The following is a 16,947-nucleotide window of genomic DNA, read 5'->3' as shown; positions in this document are numbered from 1 at the left end:
GCGCGCGCCGGGCGCCGCCGCATCCCACGGTTTCTTGACCTGTTCCCCCCGGCGTTCCAAGCGGCTAGAACCATCCCATGAGCACAAGCCTGATCGCCGACGAAACCCTGACCGCCGCCCTTGCCCGCATGCTGGCGGCCCAGATCGCGCCGCCCGCCACCATCCTGCTGGAGGGTCCGGTGGGCGCGGGCAAGACCCATTTCGCCCGCGCCTTCATTCGTGCGCGCCAAGGCGATCTGGCCGAAGATGTACCCAGCCCCACCTTCACGCTGGTCCAGACCTATGACGACCCGATGGGCAGCCAGATCTGGCACGCCGACCTCTATCGCCTGACCGACCCGTCCGAGCTGTTCGAGCTGGGCCTGGACGACGCGATGCAGGACGCCATCTGCCTGATCGAATGGCCCGACCGGCTGGATATTGCCCCGCCCGACCCGCTGCGGATCACCCTGACGCCCTGCCCCGATCCCGACCTGCGCCGGATCGACCTGGATTTCGACGGCGCGGACCGGATGGCCGCACGCGCGGCCTTCGTCACCCAGGCGGGCTGGGCGGAGGCACGGGTGCTGCCGCTGGCGGGCGATGCCTCGGCGCGGCGCTATTTCCGGCTGGAGGGTCCGCAGGGCCGCGCGATCCTGATGGACGACCCCGCGGGGGCCATGCCCGCCTTTCTGACGATGACCGACTGGCTGACCGGCCACGGTTTCGGCGCCCCGGCAATCATCGCCCAGGATCAGGCCAGCGGCCTGGCGCTGGTGCAGGATCTGGGCGACGACCTGGTGGCGCGGGTGCTGGAACGCGATCCGGGCATGGCGCCGCTGATCTATGACCGCGTGGTCGATCTGCTGGTCGACCTGCACCGACAGCCGGTTCCGGGTTTCGTTCCGGCCCTAGACGGCGCGGCGCTGGCCGATCAGGTCGGGCTGTTCGCCGACTGGTATCCGCAGGCCGCAGGCGTGACGGACGGGGCGGCCGGCGCGGGCATCGCCCCGCTGATCGCGCGCCTGCATGACGCACTGGCCGTGCTGCCGCCCGTGCTGGCCCTGCGCGATTTCCACGCCGAGAACTTGATCTGGCGCGACGCCTCTCCCCTGGGGCTGATCGATTACCAGGATGCGGTCGCGGCCCACCCGGCCTATGACTTGGTCTCGGCGCTGCAGGATGCCCGCCGCGACGTGGACCCCGCGCTGGAAACGCGCGCCATCGACCGCTATCTGGCCGCCACCGGGGTTGACGCCGACGCCTTCCGCGCCGCCTATGCCCTGCTGGGGGCCCAGCGCAACCTGCGGATCATGGGCATCTTCACCCGGCTTTGCCTGCGCGACGGCAAGCCGCGATACCTGGATTTCATGCCGCGGGTCTGGGGCCATCTGCAGCGCGACCTGGCCCATCCGGCGCTGACCGAACTGGCCGCGCAGGTGAACGCCCTGCCCGCCCCCGACGCCGCCCTGATCGAAAGGATTCGTGCCCGATGCCCCAGCCGCTGATGATCTTTGCCGCGGGGCTTGGCACGCGCATGCGCCCGTTGACCGACACCCGCCCCAAGCCGCTGATCCGGGTCGGGGACCGCACCCTGCTGGACCGCGCGCTGGATCTGGGGCGGAACGCAGGCTGCGCGCCCATCGTGGTGAACACGCATTACCTGGGCCAACAGATCGCCGACCACCTGGCGGGTCAGGACGTGGCCATCAGCCCCGAACCGCAGACCATCCTGGATACCGGCGGCGGTCTGCGCCAGGCGCTGCCGCTGCTGGGTCGGGGTCCGGTCATGACGCTGAACCCCGACGTGGTCTGGACGGGGCCGAACCCGCTTTCGGCCCTGCAGGCGGCGTGGGACGGGGACCGCATGGACGCGCTGCTGGCGCTGATCCCCTTGGCCCAGGCGACGGCGCGCAAGGGCGCGGGCGATTTCAGCATGACGGATGACGGAGCCCTGACCCGCAAGGGCGATTTCGTCTATGCCGGGGCGCAGATCATCCGACCGGACCTGCTGGCCGATATTCCCGATTCCGTCTTTTCGCTGAACGTCCTGTGGGACCGGCTGATCGCCAGGGGGCGCGTCTTCGGGATGGTCCATCGGGGCGGCTGGTGCGATGTCGGCTATCCCGAAGCCATCCCCATGGCGCAGGCGCTGCTGGATGGGTGATCCGATGCGCGGCCTCTATGCCCTTCCGCCCGGTGTGCATTTCGCCCGCGAATTCGTGCGCGGCCTGCTGGACCGCATGGTAGGCCAACCGCCCGAGGCGCTGGCCCGCGTCACCATCCTGGTCAACGCATCCCAGACCATGGGAGAGATCCGCCGCGCCTTCGACCGTGCGGGGCCGCTGCTGCTGCCCAAGCTGCGCACCATCACCTCGGTCGATCCGGGGCCGCTGGCCATGCCGAACCTGCCCGAGGCGCCCCTGGCCCGCCGCCTGCAACTGGCGCGGCTGATCGACCGGATGGTCCGGCTGCGCCCCGATCTGGGCGCGGGACATGCCATCCCGGTCCTGGCGCAATCGCTGTCGCTGCTGATGACCGAGATGCAGACCGAAGGCCGCGACATCACCGACCTGGAAAGCATCGATACCGGCGATCACGCCCGCCATTGGCAGAACGCGCTGGCCTTCCTGCGCATTGCCGCCGAATTCCACCTGGACGAACCCTGGCGCGACCGTCCCGCCCGCCAGCGCGCCGCCGCCGAACAGGCGCTGGCCCAATGGTCGCAGGGCCTGAACCTGCCGCAGGGGCCGGTGATCGTCGCGGGTTCGACCGGATCACATGGGGCGACGCGGCTTTACATGCAGGCGGTGGCCGCGCTGCCGCAGGGGGCCGTGGTGCTGCCCGGTTTCGATTTCGACCAACCGCAATCGGTCTGGGACAATCTGGGCGACGCCGCCGACGATCACCCGCAATCGCGCTTTGCCCCGCTGATCCGCGATGCGGGCTATCCCGCGCGCTGGACCGATGCGCAGCCCGCATCCCCGGCGCGCAACCGGCTGCTGTCGCTGGCCCTGCGCCCCGCACCCGTCACCGACCAGTGGATCGCCGAAGGCCCGCAGCTGCCCGACCTGGTCCCTGCCACCGCCGACCTGACCCTGATCGAGGCCGACCAGCCGGGCCAGGAGGCCGAGGCCATCGCCCTGGTCATGCGCGACGCCGCCGAACGCGACGAATGCGTCACCCTGATCGCCGCCGACAGCGGGTTGATCCGCCGGGTCACGGCGGCGCTGGACCGCTGGCACATCCTGCCCGATGACAGTGCGGGCCGCCCCCTGCCCCTGACCGCACCGGGCCTGTTCCTGCGCCAAGTCGCGGCGCTGTTCGGCGAGGCGCTGACCGTCGACCGCCTGTTGATCCTGCTGAAGCATCCGCTGACGGCGACCGGATCGCAGGTGATCGGGCGCAACGACATCCTGCGCCACACGCGCGACCTGGAACTGAAGCTGCGCAAATTCGGGCCCGCCTTTCCCGATGCGCCGACGCTGACGGACTGGGCGACCAAGGGCGACGACAGCCGCAAGATCTGGGCGGAATGGCTGGCCGGCATGCTGGACCGCATCACGCCCCTGGCCCGCGACCGCGCCTCCCGCCCCCTGCCCGACCGCCTGCGCGACATGATCGCCCTGGCCGAGGCGCTGGCCGCAGGTCCCGGCGGCGATGTCCAGGCATCGCGCCTGTGGCAGGACAAGGCCGGCACCATGTCGCGTGCCGTGCTGGACCACCTGCTGGAACATGCCCATCACGGGCCGGATGTGGGTCCGAACGACCTTTGTGCGCTGCTGATCACCGAATTGCAGGCCAAGGCCGTGCGCGAGGATGTCGCCGCCTGGCACAGCCTGCGCATCCATGGCCCGCGCGAGGCGCGGCTTTATGCCAATGGCACCGTCATCCTGTCGGGCCTGAACGAGGGCGGCTGGCCGCAGCCCCTGTCCCCCGACCCCTGGCTGTCGCGCCAGATGCGGCTGGCGGCGGGACTGCCCGTGCCCGAACGCCAGATCGGACTGGCGGCGCATGATTTTCAGCAGGGCATCGCCGCCGAACGCGTCATCCTGACCCGCGCACGCCGCGATGCCGAGGCCGAGACCATCCCCTCGCGCTGGCTGAACCGGATGATGAACCTGATGGGCGGCCTGCCCGACCGAAACGGCCCGCAGGGGCTGGCCGCCATGCGCGACCGCGGCAACCGCTGGCTGGCGATGGCCGAGGCGGTGGCACGACCGACCGAGACCGTCCCGCCCGCCCGGCGCCCGTCGCCCGTGCCGCCGGGACCGCCCTTCCGGGAACTGCCGGTCACCGATATCTCGCTGCTGATCCGCGACCCCTATGCGGTCTATGCCAAGCGGGTGCTGAACCTGCGCCCGTTGCCGCCCCTGCGCCCCGAACCCGACGCATCCCTGCGTGGCCAGACCCTGCATGCCATCGTCGAGGCCCTGCTGAAGACCCGCCCCGCCCCCGACACCCCGCCCGAGGTGCTGAAGGCGCAGTTCCTGGCCATCACCCGCGACACGCTGCAGACTGACGTCCCCTGGCCCACGGCCCGCGCCTTCTGGGCCGCCCGGATCGAAGGCATCGCCGAACGCATCGTGGCCGACGAACTGGCGCGACTGGCCGAAGGCACGCCCACCGTCATCGAGAACCGGGGCCGGGTTTCGGTACCGGGGATGGATTTCACCCTGACCGCCAAGCCGGACCGGATCGACCTGCTGCATGACGGGCAGGTCGTCGTCTATGACTACAAATCCGGCACGCCGCCCACCGACGCCCAGATCCGGCATTTCGACAAGCAGCTGATGCTGGAGGCCGCGATGGCCCGGCGCGGCGGCTTCGACGCGCTTGGGCCGGTCGATGTCGGGGCCATCCGCTATATCCAGCTGGGCGGCGAGGGGCGCACCTTTGACCGCGAACACGACCATGCCATCGAGGGCGGGACCTGGGACGGCTTCGTCGAACTGATCGCCGCCTATCTGACCGGACGGGCGGGGTTCACGGCCATGCGCGCACCCGAAAAGACCTCCTATGCCGGCGATTACGATCATCTGGCGCGATACGGCGAATGGGCGCTGACCGATACCGCAGAACCGCGAAAGGTGGGCGATCATGGATGAGGCCACGCTGAACCAGATCGCCGCCGCCGATCCGGCCCGCACCACCTGGCTGACCGCCAATGCGGGGTCGGGCAAGACCCGCGTGCTGACCGACCGCGTGGCCCGCCTGCTGCTGGCGGGGACCGCGCCCGAACGCATCCTGTGCCTAACCTATACCAAGGCCGCCGCGACCGAGATGCAGAACCGCCTGCTGTCGCGGCTTGGCAAATGGGCGATGCTGCCCGAGGCCGAGCTGCGCGCCGAACTGGCGCAGCTGGGCGAGGCGGGCGATCCCGACCTGCCGCAGGCCCGCCGCCTTTTCGCCCGCGCCATCGAGACGCCGGGCGGGCTGAAGGTCCAGACCATCCACAGCTTCTGCGCGGCGCTGCTGCGGCGTTTTCCGCTGGAAGCGGGCGTGCCGATGGGCTTTGCCGAACTGGACGACCGCAGCGCCCGCGCGCTGCGCGCCCAGATCATCGAGGACATGGCCGAGGCCGGCGATCCCGCCATTCGCGACCTGACCCGCCTGCAATCTGGCGACAACCTGGACAGCTTTCTGGCCGGCCTGTCGCAGGTCGACTACCAGGCGCCCCCCGATGCCGATGCGCTTTGGCGCGCGCTGGACCTGCCGCCGGGCGTGACGGCCGACGCCCTACTGGCGGATGTCTTCACGGGCACGGAAAGCGACCTGTTCGACGCGCTGATCCCGGTGCTGCGGACCGGGAAATCCACCGATGCCAAGCTGGCCGCCGCCCTGTCGCAGGGCCGCTGGCGCGATCCGGGCATGGCCGAACTGTGGATCCTCTGCGGCTGTCTGCTGACCGGCGGCGGCGCCAAGGTCCCCTTCAGCGCCAAGATCGGCAGCATCCCCACCAAGGATCTGCGCCATGGGGCCTGCGCGCCCTTCATGGACGATCTGGAGGACCTGATGACACGGGTCGAACTGGCCCGCCCCCAGGCGCTGGCGCTGGCCACCGCCGAACGGACGTTGGCGCTGCATCGCTTTGGCCACGCCTTCACCGCCCGCATGACGGCGGAAAAATCCGCGCATGGCTGGCTGGATTTCGACGACCTGATCCACCGCACCGCGCAATTGCTGGAGGAATCCAGCATGGCGCAATGGGTGCTGTGGCGGCTGGATGGCGGCATCGACCACATCCTGGTCGACGAGGCGCAGGATACCAGCCCCGACCAGTGGCGGGTGATCCGCCGCCTGACCGATGAATTCACCGGGGGCGACGGCGCGCATGACCGGCCCCGCACCCTGTTCGTCGTGGGCGACCCGAAACAGTCGATCTATTCCTTTCAGGGCGCCGACATCGCCGTCTTCGAGGCCATGCGCGACCGCTTTGCCGCCGATTTCCAGGCCGTCCAGCAGCCGATGCAGCAGCGCGGGTTGGCGCACAGCTTCCGGTCCTCTCCGGCCATCCTGTCGCTGGTCGATGCGGTGTTTCACGGCGATGCGGCCCAAGGCCTGGGCGATCCGCCGCGCCATGTCGCCTTTCGTGGCACCCTGCCCGGTCGTGTGGACATCTGGCCCGCCCTGCCCGAACCCGACAGCCCCGAACGCCCCGACTGGAAGCAGCCCGTCGATGCGCCCGCCGAAAACGACGCGAATACGGAACTGGCGCGCATCATCGCCAGCCAGATCCGCGACATGCTGGGCACGCCGATACGGGACGCGAAATCCGGGGCATTGCGTCCCATCGGTCCCGGCGACATCCAGATCCTGGTGCAGCGGCGCAGCGACCTGTTCGGCGCGCTGATCGCGGAACTGAAATCCGCGGGCCTGCCGGTGGCGGGTGCCGACCGGCTGAAGCTGGCGGCGGAACTGGCCGTTCGCGACATCACCGCGACCCTGTCGGTCCTGGCCACGCCCGAGGATGACCTGTCGCTGGCAGCCGCCCTGCGATCGCCCCTGTTCGGCCTGTCCGAAGACGACCTGTTCCGGCTGGCACAACGGCGCAAGGGCGAATTATTGTGGGCAAAACTGCGCGACTCACAACATCTTGTTTCGCTGGATATTCTGAACGATCTGGCGGGGCGGGCAGACTACGTGCGCCCCTATGACATCATCGCCCGCCTGCTGACCCGCCACGGCGGCCGCGCCGCCCTGCTGGCCCGGCTGGGTCCCGAGGCCGAGGACGGCATCGACGAATTGCTGTCGCAGGCGCTGGCCTATGAACAGGTCGAGACGCCCTCGTTGACGGGTTTCCTGGTCTGGCTGCAAAGCGATGACGTGCAGGTCAAGCGTCAGCTGCCCAGTGGCGAGGGCGGGCTGATCCGGGTGATGACGGTGCATGGGTCCAAGGGCCTGGAAAGCCCCGTCGTGATCCTGCCCGAAACCCAGAAGCGCCGCCCCGACAGCCGCCAGCGCATCGTGCGGGTCGATGACAGGCCCGTCTGGAAGGGCGCGGCGGGCGATCGATGCGACGCCGTGGCGCTGGCCGTGGCCGAATGGGACCAGCGCCAGGATGAGGAACGGCGAAGGCTGCTCTATGTTGCGATGACGCGGGCGGAAAGCTGGCTGATCGTCGCCGCGGCGGGCGAGACGGGCGACGGGCTGGACAGCTGGTACAGCATGATCGCCGAAGGCGCGACGCGTGCCGACCTGACCCGGAGCAAGCTGCCGGTGGAAGGCCTGGGCGAGGGTCTGCGCCTGTCCTTTGGCGATTGGCCCGAACAGGCGGTCACCGACCATGCGGCACCCCTGCCCCCGCAGCCCGCCCCCGATTGGGCGATGCGCATGCCGCCCCAGCCCGCCGATTACGTCGGGGTGCTGACGGCGACCGGGCTGGGCGGGGCCAAGGTGATCGCGGCGGCCACGCAGGGGGATCGCGACGCGGCCATGCTGCGCGGCACGCGGCTGCACCTGCTGCTGGAACATCTGCCGGATCATTCGCAGACCGAATGGCCGGGGCTGGCCCGAACCCTGCTGGCGGGGGCCGAAGGCGGCCTGCCCGATGCCGAGGACCTGGCCGACCTGCTGGCCGAGGCGGAGGAGCTGATCAAAGCCCCCGCGCTGGACGCCGTCCTGCGCCCCGCCCCCGGCACGCAGGTCCTGCCCGAGGTCGCGGTGACCACCCCCCTGCCCGACGGTCGCATCCTGAACGGCATCATCGACCGGCTGGTCGTCGCGCCCGATCACGTCATGGCGGTGGATTACAAGACGAACAGCGCCGTCCCCGCCACCCCCGAGGCCACCCCCGAAGGCATCCTGCGCCAGATGGCGGCCTATCGGCTGGCCCTGCAGGGCATCTGGACGGACCGGCCCGTGCGCGTCGCCGTCCTGTGGACGCAGACGGCGGAGCTGATGGAACTGCCCGATGCGGTGATGGACAAGGCGCTGGATCAGGTGCTGGCCGCCCCTTGACCAAAGGGGTCACCGGACCTAGCTGTTGGAGTGAACCGATGCCGGTCCCTTCCGGCCCGAGAGATACAGGAGCTGAACATGGCCACCGTGCATGTGAACGACGCAGAATTCGACGCCGAAGTGCGTCAGGCAGAAACCGCAGTCATCGTCGATTTCTGGGCGGAATGGTGCGGCCCCTGCAAGCAGATCGGCCCCGCGCTGGAAGAACTGTCGGATGAATATGCCGGCAAGATCAAGATCGTGAAGGTCAATGTCGACGAGAACCCCGAACAGGCAGCCCAGCTGGGCGTGCGCGGCATCCCCGCCCTGTTCATGTTCAAGGATGGCGAGGTGGTGTCGAACCGCATGGGCGCGGCCCCCAAGGCGGCGCTGAAAAGCTGGATCGACGAATCCATCTGATCGCGTGATGCGATGACGATGAAAGGCGGCGGCCCCTCAGACGGGCCAGCCGCCTTTTTTCATGGCCGCCAGCAATCGGTCGTCGGCGTCCGCGGCCATCATGTCCAGGCTGGTCCTGCGCAGGAACCAATCCAGGTATTTCGCGAAGGGCGGCTTGTGGTTGGCCGCCCGCTCCAGCGCCTTGTCGGCCCCCATCTGCGCCACGTTCAGCGCGATGTGGTGAAAATCCGATTGCGCATAAAGCACCACGGGCTTTTCCAGGATCAGGGCGTCGAAACCCACGCCGCTGTTCTGCGTCACCACGAAAGCGCAATCGCGCAGCAGCGCCCCTGTGTCGCCGCCGATCGTCAGGTTTGGATGACGGGCGGCGATGTCGTGCAGCGTGGCGCGGTCCTGATCGTCATAGACCTCCTTGGGGTGCAGGGTTGCAAAGCAGGGGCGGCCGATGGCGGCGACATCGCGGACCATCTGCAGGGGACTGGCCGCCTGGAAACTGCGCTGGCGCCGGATATGCCCCTGCAGCGGGATCAGGACGTGATCGCCCCGGACGGGCGGCGGACCGGGCAGAACGCGGTCGCGCAGGGCCTGAGCGAAATTGCGGGCGCGGGCGTGGTCGATTTCCGCCGCCTCGAACGGGGCCAGCGCCACGGGCCAGCGCCAGCGTTCGGCCCGGGGTTCCAGCCGCCAGAAGGGATAGTGATAGGCCAGCCGGAAGGTCAGCGCCCGGTCATGGGTCGGCTTTTCCATATTGAACAGCGCAAAGCCCGGACGGGCAGGGGCTGCGGCCCGCGCCGCCTTGCCGGACCGTTCGATCCCGACCTGCCAGCCGCGCGCGGTCAAGAGCGCGGTCATCCGGTTCAGAAAGCCCAGCTTGCCCGCCTGCGCCATCTGCAGGATCGGCGGATGCAGATACACGCTGAGCGTTCTTTCCGACGTCATGGCCCGGACGCTAGGGCGCGAATGCGTGATTATCAACGGGTTGCAAGCCGGGCAGGGGCTTCATATCTGCTGTCCAACGCAAATATTCTCGGAGCAGAGCCCCATGGCAGATGACAAATTCCCCGGCTGGCACGGCACCACCATCCTGGCGGTGCGGCGCGGCGGCAAGGTCGTCGTGGCAGGCGACGGTCAGGTCAGTGTCGGACCGACGGTGATGAAGGGCACGGCCCGCAAGGTCCGCCGCCTGTCGCCCGGCGGCCGCGACGTCATCGTGGGCTTTGCCGGATCGACCGCCGATGCCTTTACCCTGCTGGAACGGCTGGAGAAAAAGCTGGAGGCCGTCCCCGGCCAGCTGCAGCGTGCCTGCGTGGACCTGGCCAAGGATTGGCGCACCGACAAGTACCTGCGCAACCTGGAAGCCATGCTGATCGTCACCGACGGCATCGACCTCTTGGTCGTGACCGGGGCAGGCGACGTGCTGGAACCCGAACATGACGTGGCCGCCATCGGCTCGGGCGGGAATTTTGCCTTGGCCGCGGCGCGCGGGCTTCTGGAAACCGATCTGGATGCCGAAGCCGTGGCGCGCAAGGCGATGGCGATCGCGTCGGACATCTGCGTCTATACCAATGGCCGCCTGACCGTCGAAATCGCGGACAGCTGAACCCGTTTCGACCAAGGCAACAAAGGATTCCCACCATGAGCGACCTGACCCCGCGCGAGATCGTGTCCGAGCTGGACCGTTTCATCATCGGACAGCAAGAAGCCAAGCGTGCCGTGGCCGTGGCCATGCGCAACCGCTGGCGGCGCAAGCAGCTGGGCGATGACCTGCGCGACGAAGTCTATCCCAAGAACATCCTGATGATCGGACCGACCGGCGTCGGCAAGACCGAGATCAGCCGTCGCCTGGCCAAGCTGGCCAATGCGCCCTTCATCAAGGTCGAGGCGACGAAGTTCACCGAAGTCGGCTATGTCGGGCGCGATGTCGAACAGATCATCCGCGACCTGGTCGATGCCGCCGTCATCGACACCCGTGAACGCATGCGCGAGGAGGTCAAGGCGGGTGCCCGTCAGGCCGCCGAGGATCGCGTGATCGAAGCCTTGGCCGGCAAGGATGCCCGCGACGGCACGCGCCAGATGTTCCGCGACAAGCTGAAGAACGGCCAGCTGGACGACACCATCATCGAGCTGGAGCTGCAGGACAATTCGAACCCGCTTGGCGGCATCGAGATGCCCGGCCAGCCCGGACAGCAGATGGGCGGCATGATGGACCTGTCGGGCCTGATGAAGGCCTTTGGCGGTCGCCGCGTGCGCCGCAAGGTCACCGTCGCCGAAAGCTATGACCTGCTGATCGCCGAAGAGGCCGACAAGCTCTTGGACGACGAGACGATCAAGACCGCCGCGCTGGAAAGCGTCCAGGAAAGCGGCATCGTCTTCATCGACGAGATCGACAAGGTCTGCGCCAAGAACGAAGGCCGCGGCGGCGATGTCAGCCGCGAAGGCGTGCAGCGCGACCTGCTGCCGCTGATCGAGGGCACGACCGTCAGCACCAAGCATGGCGCCGTGCGCACCGACCATATCCTGTTCATCGCTTCGGGGGCGTTCCACGTCGCCAAGCCATCGGACCTGCTGCCCGAACTGCAGGGTCGCCTGCCGATCCGGGTCGAGCTGCGCGCCCTGACCGAGGCCGATTTCGTGCGCATCCTGACCGAAACCGACAATGCCCTGACGCGGCAATACACCGCCCTGATGGCGACCGAACAGGTGACCGTCACCTTTACCGATGACGGCATCGCGGCCCTTGCCCGCATCGCCGCCGAGGTGAACGGATCGGTCGAGAACATCGGGGCACGCCGTCTTTACACCGTGATCGAACGCGTCTTCGAGGAGCTGTCCTTCAACGCGCCCGACCGTGGCGGAGAGACGATCAGCGTCGACGACACCTTTGTCGAAAAGCATCTGGGCGACCTGTCGCGGTCGACCGATCTGTCACGCTACGTCCTTTGAGAACGATTTCATCTTTGGCCGGAACCAATCGCATGTGACCGTGTTCAGTCAGTGGATTCAGACAGAGGACGGTTCACATGGGTTGGCTTTTTAGCGTTATCATCTTTGTTCTGGATGTGTGGGCGATCGCGCAGATCATCAACACGAATACCAGCACCAAGGCGAAATTGCTGTGGATCCTGCTGATCTTGGTGCTGCCGGTTCTCGGCTTCATCATCTGGTACTTTGCTGGACCCAAATCCAGCAGGACCATCTGACGACAGCCACGATGACCGTGCAAAAGGCGCGCCCCGAAACGGGCGCGCCTTTTCACATGCGATTGCCGGGACGATGTCAGGCGTGGCGGCGCAGATAGACGTAATAGGCCCCTTCGCCGCCATGGCGGTAATGGGCGGCGCTGACCTGCTGGACGACCATCGACAGGGGCGGGCTGTGCAGCCAATAGGGCACCTGATGGCGCAGCGCGCCGGGCCGCGTGGGCAGGGGGCCGTAATCGCCCCGCCCCTTGCCGGTGATGACCAGCACCAGCCGCAGTCCCGCGGAATGGCAGGACATGATGAAATGCATCAGTTCGGGCTGGGCGGCCGCCAAGGTCATGCCATGCAGGTCCAGCCGCGCTTCGGGGCGCAGCTTGCCCTGGCTCATCTTGCGGTGGGTCTTGGCATCCATGCGCAGTTCGGCCCCGGCCAGCCGTTCGGCGGGCGATGACGGCTTGGGCATGCGGGGGGCCGGGGTCGGTGCCGATTGGCCAAGGCGAAACCGAGGCAGGGGCTGCGCCTTGGGGGGCGTCAGCGATGTCTGGGGCTTGGCCGAGGGGTCATCCTCAGGCGTCAGCGGCCGCAAAGGCCGCTGATGCATGGGTGTGGCGGACCGGGCCACAAGCGACCAGATTTCCCTGTCTTCGGGCGTCAGCCCCTTGCGGCGTCGCATCAGCCGGTCGCGACAAGCTGCCAGTTGGGATCCGCTTCGCCCATATGGCGCGCAAAGGTCCACAGGTCCTTCTGCTTGCGCGCCACCTTGGGGTCGCCCTCGATCACGTTGCCATCGGCATCGCGGGTCGCGGCAATCAGTTCCCCCACGAAACGGACAGTGATTTCGGCCATGCCGGTCGCCTGGTCGAATTCGGCCGATGCCAGCGCGGTGTCGCGTGTGCCCAGGAACTGCGCCTCGACCGTCTGGCCCTGTGCGGTGCGCTGGTCGATGACCGACTGGAACGCCTCGGCCACGGGCTCTGACAGGAAGGGGCGGACGTCGGACAGGTCGCCCCGTTCGAAGGCCATCAGGATCATCTCATAGGCCTGGCGCGAGCCTCCAAGGAAGTCGCGCACGCCGAAATCGGGTTCGACCCGCTTCATCGCGGCCAGGGCCTGCGCGGCGGGGGTTCCCGGTTCGGCATGATCCTGGATGTCATGGTCGACCTGATCGGCAGAACCCTCGATCACCTCGAACTTGGAGGGGCCGGACGCGGGCCTTTCGACCTTCGGGGGCTCGAACCCGTCGCGGGTGCCCAGGACGTTTCGCAGCCGCAGGATCAGGAAGATCGCGATGCCGGCAAGGACAAGCAGCTGGAGAAGGGGGTTGGACATGCAGGCAACCTCGGGGACGAAACGTTTATTTGTAAATGGCGGTCAGGACATTATGTAGGGATCGCACAGGCGCAAGTCCAGTTTGTGCGCCGAAAGGAAGGGAAAATCCATGCGGCTGTTCTGGCTGTTTCTTGCCGTCCCCATCATCGAGATCGCCCTGTTCATTCAGGTGGGCGGGCTGATCGGGCTGTGGCCCACCCTGGCCATCGTCGTCCTGACCGCGATCATCGGCACCGGCCTGATGCGCAGTCAGGGTGCCCAGGCATGGCGGGAAATCCAGTCCAGCTTCGGGGAAATGCGCGATCCGACGCGTCCCCTGGCCCATGGCGTGATGATCCTGATGGCGGGCATGCTGCTGCTGACACCGGGCTTTTTCACCGACACGCTTGGCCTGCTGCTGCTGATCCCGAAATTCCGCGACGGGGTCATGAAGCGCGTCGCCAGCCGTGTCACCGTGACGCAGATGGGCGGACAATTCGGGTCCCACCCCGGTCGCGCCCATCCGGGTGCCCGTCCTGGTGCCCGACCCGATGATGGAACCATCGACGGCGAATTCACCGTCGCCGATCCCGATCGCGACGATCAGGGCGTCGACGCACCGGAACTGAACCCGCCGGGCAAATCGGGCTGGACGCGCCATTGAGGGCAGGTAACCTGCCTGCTAGAAGCGTTGCAAGACGATGAAATAAGGTGAGGGAAGACCATGTCCGACGAGACCACGCAAAACGGCGCCGAGGCGAAACCGCAACCCCAGCAGCCGCCCAGCATGCGGATCCTGGCCCAATTCGTCCGCGACCTGTCGTTCGAGAACATGGTGGCCCAGAAAGGCGCGCCCTCGGGTGACGTCCAGCCCGAGATCTCGGTCCAGGTCAGCCTGGACGCCCGCAAGCGCGGTGCGGACAACCAGTTCGAGGTGATCACCAAGTACCGCGTCACCTCGACCAACAAGACTGAAGGCAGCACCCTGTTCCTGGCCGAACTGGATTACGGCGGGGTCTTCCAGATCGAAGGCGTGCCCGAAGATCAGCTGCATGCCTTCCTGATGATCGAATGCCCGCGGATGCTGTTCCCCTTCGTGCGCCGCATCGTGTCCGACCTGACCCGCGACGGCGGTTTCCCCGCCTTCAACATGGACCCGGTCGATTTCGTGGCGCTGTATCGCCAGGAACTGGCACGTCGCGCCCAGCAGAACCAACAGGCGCCCGCCGACCAGCGCCTGTCGTAAGACCCGATGGCCACCCGGCCCAAGCGCGCCTGGCAGCGGATGCTGTCAGGCCGCAGGCTTGACCTGCTGGACCCCACGCCCTTCGACATCGAGATCGAGGACATCGCCCACGGGCTGGCCTTCGTGGCGCGCTGGAATGGCCAGACGTGCGGCGACTGGCCCTATTCCGTGGCCGAGCATTCGCTGCTGGTCGAGCGCATCTTCAGCCATGCCCATCCCGATTCCGAGGCCTGCTGGCGCTTGGCGGCTCTGCTGCATGATGCGCCCGAATATGTCATCGGGGACATGATCTCTCCGGTGAAATCGGCTTTGGGGCAGGAATACGGGATGATGGATGAAAGGTTGGCCTCGGCCATCCACCGTCGCTTCGGCCTGCCTGCCGCGCTGCCGGCACCGGTCAAGAAACGAATCAAGATGGCGGACCGGATCTCGGCGCGGATGGAGGCGACGGCCATCGCGGGCTTTGCCGATGCCGAAGCCCGCCGCCTGTTTCCTGTACCCAGCCTGGCCGCGCCGCTGGACTGGCAAATCACGCTGCGTCCGCCCGCCGAAACCCGCGCAGCCTATCTGGCGCGCTTTGCCGAACTGATCGCGCTGATGGATCGCGGCCATTGAAAAAGGGGGGCAATGCCCCCCTTTGCAACGTCGACCGATCGTGACCGATCAGATCAGAAGGTCGTCCAGTTCCTTGCCTTCGGCCAGGTTTTCCTGAACCCAACGCGGCTTGCGACCGCGACCCGTCCAGGTCATCGTGGGATCCTGGGGATTGGCATATTTCGGTGCAACGGTGCCTGCACGACGCGGTTTGCCCCCGGTCAGTTCAGCCAGATTGAAGCCATGTTCCTTGGCAGCTTCCTCGATCGCGTGCAGCGCTTCGCGCCTTTTGCGATCCTCATAGGAATTGATTGCACGATCCAGCCGGGTCCGCAATTCGCGCATTTCCTTCAGGGACATCTTATCGAAATCAATGCTCATTTGTCTGCTTTTTCTTATCCGGGTTGAATTATTGTCTTTAATATACCCTGAAAAGGAATGACTTCAATATATCCTTTAGATCAGAATACACAAATATTTATCGCGGGCCTCTTTTGGCAAGAATCCGCTGCAATGTCCGGCGATGCATATGAAGCCGGCGTGCGGTTTCGCTGACATTTCGATCGCATTGTTCGTAAACCCGCTGGATATGTTCCCACCGGACGCGATCCGCCGACATGGGATTTTCCGGCGGGGGAGGCAACAATTCGGCCGATGACAGCAGGGCCGAGGTGACGTCATTGGCATCGGCAGGCTTTGCCAGGTAATCCGTCGCGCCCATCTTGACCGCCGCCACCGCCGTGGCGATCGCGCCATATCCCGTCAGGACGATGATCCGGGCATCAGGGCGCTTTTCACGCAGCGCCTCAACGACATCCAGCCCGTTTCCGTCCTCCAGCCGCAGGTCGACCACGGCATAGGCCGGCGCCTTCTTGCGGATCTGGTTCAGCGCGCTGGCCACCGTCAACGAGGTTTCCGCCTGAAAACCCCGCTTTTCCATGGCGCGGGCAAGGCGGGTCAGGAATATTTCGTCATCATCGACCAGCAACAGCGACGGGTCGGGACCGATTTGCGCATTCATGTTTTCCACCCTGATTACCCTTTGTTCATCGGATCATTTAAATGGATGCTGAATCATCCATTTTCAAAGATATGTGACAATTTGCCTTAGCTGGCGGCCTTGACGAAACAACCCACGCTTTCGGCGACATCTTCGGCGGGCGCATCGCGGTTGAAGAATTCGACCGTCTGGTTTCCGGGCATGACCAGATAGGTGTTGGTCATGTGATCGACCAGATAATATTCCGGATCTTCCTCGTTCTGCAGCTTGAAGTAATTGCGCCATCCCTTGTTCACTGCGGCGATCTCATCCTCCGATCCGGTCAGGCCGATCATCTGGTCCGAGAACATGTCGGTATAATCGGCCAGCACCTCGGGCGTGTCGCGGGCGGGATCAACGGTGACGAAGACGCTCTGGACATCCATTCCCTGCTGGCGCAGCAATTCGGCGGCATCCGCATTGCGCGCGCTGTCCAGCGGGCAGATGTCGGGACAGAAGGTATAGCCGAAATAAAGCAGCGACGGCTTGGTAAAGACATCGGCCGCCGTCACCCGTTCGCCGTCATCGCGGGTCAGGGTGAAATCGGTGCCGAAACTGTCCATTCCGCCCGATACGGCGCTGTTGGTGCATTGCGCGAAATCGTCGCCGCCGCGTCCTTGGGTCAGAAAGACCGTGCCGGCGACCAGCACGGCAAGCGTCGCTGCCGATCCGATCAGCAGAATTTTGCGGTCGACCATGCGGGGTCTCCTGTTCGATGGGCG

Annotated in this window: 17 protein-coding genes; 11 read left to right on the top strand and 6 right to left on the bottom strand. The window is 66.7% G+C overall.

Annotated elements, in window-relative coordinates:
• Positions 1-77: 77 nt before the first annotated feature.
• The 5 genes from tsaE (at position 78) to trxA (ending at position 8,838) form a co-directional block, all read left to right on the top strand.
• Complete coding sequence (tsaE, locus tag IE00_RS09340; RefSeq protein WP_072296798.1) at positions 78-1,487, top strand: tRNA (adenosine(37)-N6)-threonylcarbamoyltransferase complex ATPase subunit type 1 TsaE; 1,410 nt, start codon at positions 78-80, stop codon at positions 1,485-1,487.
• Complete coding sequence (locus IE00_RS09335; protein WP_072296797.1) at positions 1,472-2,146, top strand: nucleotidyltransferase family protein; 675 nt, start codon at positions 1,472-1,474, stop codon at positions 2,144-2,146. The genes tsaE and IE00_RS09335 overlap by 16 nt, the downstream gene beginning before the upstream one ends.
• Positions 2,139-5,087, top strand: a complete 2,949-nt coding sequence (gene addB, locus IE00_RS09330; protein WP_072296796.1) for a double-strand break repair protein AddB — start codon at positions 2,139-2,141, stop codon at positions 5,085-5,087. The genes IE00_RS09335 and addB overlap by 8 nt, the downstream gene beginning before the upstream one ends.
• A complete protein-coding gene (gene addA, locus IE00_RS09325; RefSeq protein ID WP_072296795.1) occupies positions 5,080-8,439 on the top strand; it encodes a double-strand break repair helicase AddA in 3,360 nt (1,119 codons plus the stop codon). Before addB ends, addA begins: the two co-directional genes overlap by 8 nt.
• Before the next feature lie 78 nt (positions 8,440-8,517).
• Entirely contained in the window at positions 8,518-8,838 is a 321-nt protein-coding gene (gene trxA, locus IE00_RS09320; protein WP_072296794.1) for a thioredoxin, read from the top strand.
• A gap of 36 nt (positions 8,839-8,874) precedes the next feature.
• Here trxA and IE00_RS09315 read toward each other — a convergent pair whose 3' ends face one another.
• Positions 8,875-9,777 (bottom strand): hypothetical protein, encoded by a 903-nt coding sequence (locus IE00_RS09315; RefSeq protein WP_072296793.1) that lies wholly within the window; start codon positions 9,775-9,777, stop codon positions 8,875-8,877.
• 103 nt (positions 9,778-9,880) lie between these two features.
• Here IE00_RS09315 and hslV point away from each other — a divergent pair, with 103 nt between their 5' ends.
• The 3 genes from hslV (at position 9,881) to IE00_RS09300 (ending at position 12,038) form a co-directional block, all read left to right on the top strand.
• Positions 9,881-10,438, top strand: a complete 558-nt coding sequence (gene hslV / locus IE00_RS09310; protein ID WP_072296792.1) for an ATP-dependent protease subunit HslV — start codon at positions 9,881-9,883, stop codon at positions 10,436-10,438.
• A 35-nt stretch (positions 10,439-10,473) separates the two neighbouring features.
• Positions 10,474-11,781 carry an ATP-dependent protease ATPase subunit HslU gene (gene hslU / locus IE00_RS09305; protein WP_072296791.1) on the top strand — a complete coding sequence of 436 codons (1,308 nt, stop codon included), beginning with the start codon at positions 10,474-10,476 and terminating at the stop codon, positions 11,779-11,781.
• A gap of 77 nt (positions 11,782-11,858) precedes the next feature.
• Positions 11,859-12,038: a PLDc N-terminal domain-containing protein gene (locus IE00_RS09300; protein WP_072296790.1), complete on the top strand. Its 180-nt coding sequence runs from the start codon at positions 11,859-11,861 to the stop codon at positions 12,036-12,038.
• A 76-nt stretch (positions 12,039-12,114) separates the two neighbouring features.
• On the opposite strand, the gene IE00_RS09295 is transcribed toward IE00_RS09300, so the two are convergent.
• Positions 12,115-12,711 carry a Smr/MutS family protein gene (locus IE00_RS09295; protein WP_072296789.1) on the bottom strand — a complete coding sequence of 199 codons (597 nt, stop codon included), beginning with the start codon at positions 12,709-12,711 and terminating at the stop codon, positions 12,115-12,117.
• Positions 12,711-13,367, bottom strand: a complete 657-nt coding sequence (locus IE00_RS09290) for a Tim44/TimA family putative adaptor protein (protein ID WP_072296788.1) — start codon at positions 13,365-13,367, stop codon at positions 12,711-12,713. The genes IE00_RS09295 and IE00_RS09290 overlap by 1 nt, the downstream gene beginning before the upstream one ends.
• Before the next feature lie 109 nt (positions 13,368-13,476).
• Between IE00_RS09290 and IE00_RS09285 the strand changes: the two genes are divergently transcribed.
• From IE00_RS09285 to IE00_RS09275, 3 genes are read left to right on the top strand one after another with little or no spacing between them, the layout of a single operon-like run.
• The gene (locus IE00_RS09285) at positions 13,477-14,010 is read left to right on the top strand and encodes an FxsA family protein (RefSeq protein ID WP_072296787.1); all 534 of its coding nucleotides are present in this window, start codon (positions 13,477-13,479) and stop codon (positions 14,008-14,010) included.
• A gap of 60 nt (positions 14,011-14,070) precedes the next feature.
• A complete protein-coding gene (secB, locus tag IE00_RS09280; protein WP_072296786.1) occupies positions 14,071-14,592 on the top strand; it encodes a protein-export chaperone SecB in 522 nt (173 codons plus the stop codon).
• A gap of 6 nt (positions 14,593-14,598) precedes the next feature.
• Positions 14,599-15,207 (top strand): HD domain-containing protein, encoded by a 609-nt coding sequence (locus tag IE00_RS09275; protein ID WP_072296785.1) that lies wholly within the window; start codon positions 14,599-14,601, stop codon positions 15,205-15,207.
• A gap of 48 nt (positions 15,208-15,255) precedes the next feature.
• On the opposite strand, the gene IE00_RS09270 is transcribed toward IE00_RS09275, so the two are convergent.
• From IE00_RS09270 to IE00_RS09260, 3 genes are all read right to left on the bottom strand, one after another.
• Positions 15,256-15,567 carry an H-NS family nucleoid-associated regulatory protein gene (locus tag IE00_RS09270; protein ID WP_072296784.1) on the bottom strand — a complete coding sequence of 104 codons (312 nt, stop codon included), beginning with the start codon at positions 15,565-15,567 and terminating at the stop codon, positions 15,256-15,258.
• Positions 15,568-15,664: 97 nt separating this feature from the next.
• Positions 15,665-16,207 carry an ActR/PrrA/RegA family redox response regulator transcription factor gene (locus tag IE00_RS09265; RefSeq protein ID WP_072296895.1) on the bottom strand — a complete coding sequence of 181 codons (543 nt, stop codon included), beginning with the start codon at positions 16,205-16,207 and terminating at the stop codon, positions 15,665-15,667.
• 86 nt (positions 16,208-16,293) lie between these two features.
• Complete coding sequence (locus IE00_RS09260; protein WP_072296783.1) at positions 16,294-16,923, bottom strand: SCO family protein; 630 nt, start codon at positions 16,921-16,923, stop codon at positions 16,294-16,296.
• Positions 16,924-16,947 lie beyond the last annotated feature (24 nt).

The organism is Paracoccus sp. SM22M-07, from assembly GCF_001887735.1.
Lineage (GTDB): Bacteria > Pseudomonadota > Alphaproteobacteria > Rhodobacterales > Rhodobacteraceae > Paracoccus.
The sequence above is the reverse complement of the archived record's forward strand: the minus strand, read 5'-3'. Positions and strand labels throughout refer to the sequence as shown.

What these genes read in the sequence shown, in the direction of transcription:
- addA (WP_072296795.1), top strand. Translation starts at nt 5,080, where the DNA reads ATGGATGAGGCCACGCTGAACCAGATCGCCGCCGCCGATCCGGCCCGC.
- IE00_RS09315 (WP_072296793.1), bottom strand. Translation starts at nt 9,777, where the DNA reads ATGACGTCGGAAAGAACGCTCAGCGTGTATCTGCATCCGCCGATCCTG.
- secB (WP_072296786.1), top strand. Translation starts at nt 14,071, where the DNA reads ATGTCCGACGAGACCACGCAAAACGGCGCCGAGGCGAAACCGCAACCC.
- IE00_RS09290 (WP_072296788.1), bottom strand. Translation starts at nt 13,367, where the DNA reads ATGTCCAACCCCCTTCTCCAGCTGCTTGTCCTTGCCGGCATCGCGATC.
- IE00_RS09260 (WP_072296783.1), bottom strand. Translation starts at nt 16,923, where the DNA reads ATGGTCGACCGCAAAATTCTGCTGATCGGATCGGCAGCGACGCTTGCC.
- IE00_RS09335 (WP_072296797.1), top strand. Translation starts at nt 1,472, where the DNA reads ATGCCCCAGCCGCTGATGATCTTTGCCGCGGGGCTTGGCACGCGCATG.
- hslU (WP_072296791.1), top strand. Translation starts at nt 10,474, where the DNA reads ATGAGCGACCTGACCCCGCGCGAGATCGTGTCCGAGCTGGACCGTTTC.
- addB (WP_072296796.1), top strand. Translation starts at nt 2,139, where the DNA reads ATGGGTGATCCGATGCGCGGCCTCTATGCCCTTCCGCCCGGTGTGCAT.
- IE00_RS09275 (WP_072296785.1), top strand. Translation starts at nt 14,599, where the DNA reads ATGGCCACCCGGCCCAAGCGCGCCTGGCAGCGGATGCTGTCAGGCCGC.
- IE00_RS09265 (WP_072296895.1), bottom strand. Translation starts at nt 16,207, where the DNA reads ATGAATGCGCAAATCGGTCCCGACCCGTCGCTGTTGCTGGTCGATGAT.
- IE00_RS09270 (WP_072296784.1), bottom strand. Translation starts at nt 15,567, where the DNA reads ATGAGCATTGATTTCGATAAGATGTCCCTGAAGGAAATGCGCGAATTG.
- tsaE (WP_072296798.1), top strand. Translation starts at nt 78, where the DNA reads ATGAGCACAAGCCTGATCGCCGACGAAACCCTGACCGCCGCCCTTGCC.
- hslV (WP_072296792.1), top strand. Translation starts at nt 9,881, where the DNA reads ATGGCAGATGACAAATTCCCCGGCTGGCACGGCACCACCATCCTGGCG.
- trxA (WP_072296794.1), top strand. Translation starts at nt 8,518, where the DNA reads ATGGCCACCGTGCATGTGAACGACGCAGAATTCGACGCCGAAGTGCGT.
- IE00_RS09285 (WP_072296787.1), top strand. Translation starts at nt 13,477, where the DNA reads ATGCGGCTGTTCTGGCTGTTTCTTGCCGTCCCCATCATCGAGATCGCC.
- IE00_RS09295 (WP_072296789.1), bottom strand. Translation starts at nt 12,711, where the DNA reads ATGCGACGCCGCAAGGGGCTGACGCCCGAAGACAGGGAAATCTGGTCG.
- IE00_RS09300 (WP_072296790.1), top strand. Translation starts at nt 11,859, where the DNA reads ATGGGTTGGCTTTTTAGCGTTATCATCTTTGTTCTGGATGTGTGGGCG.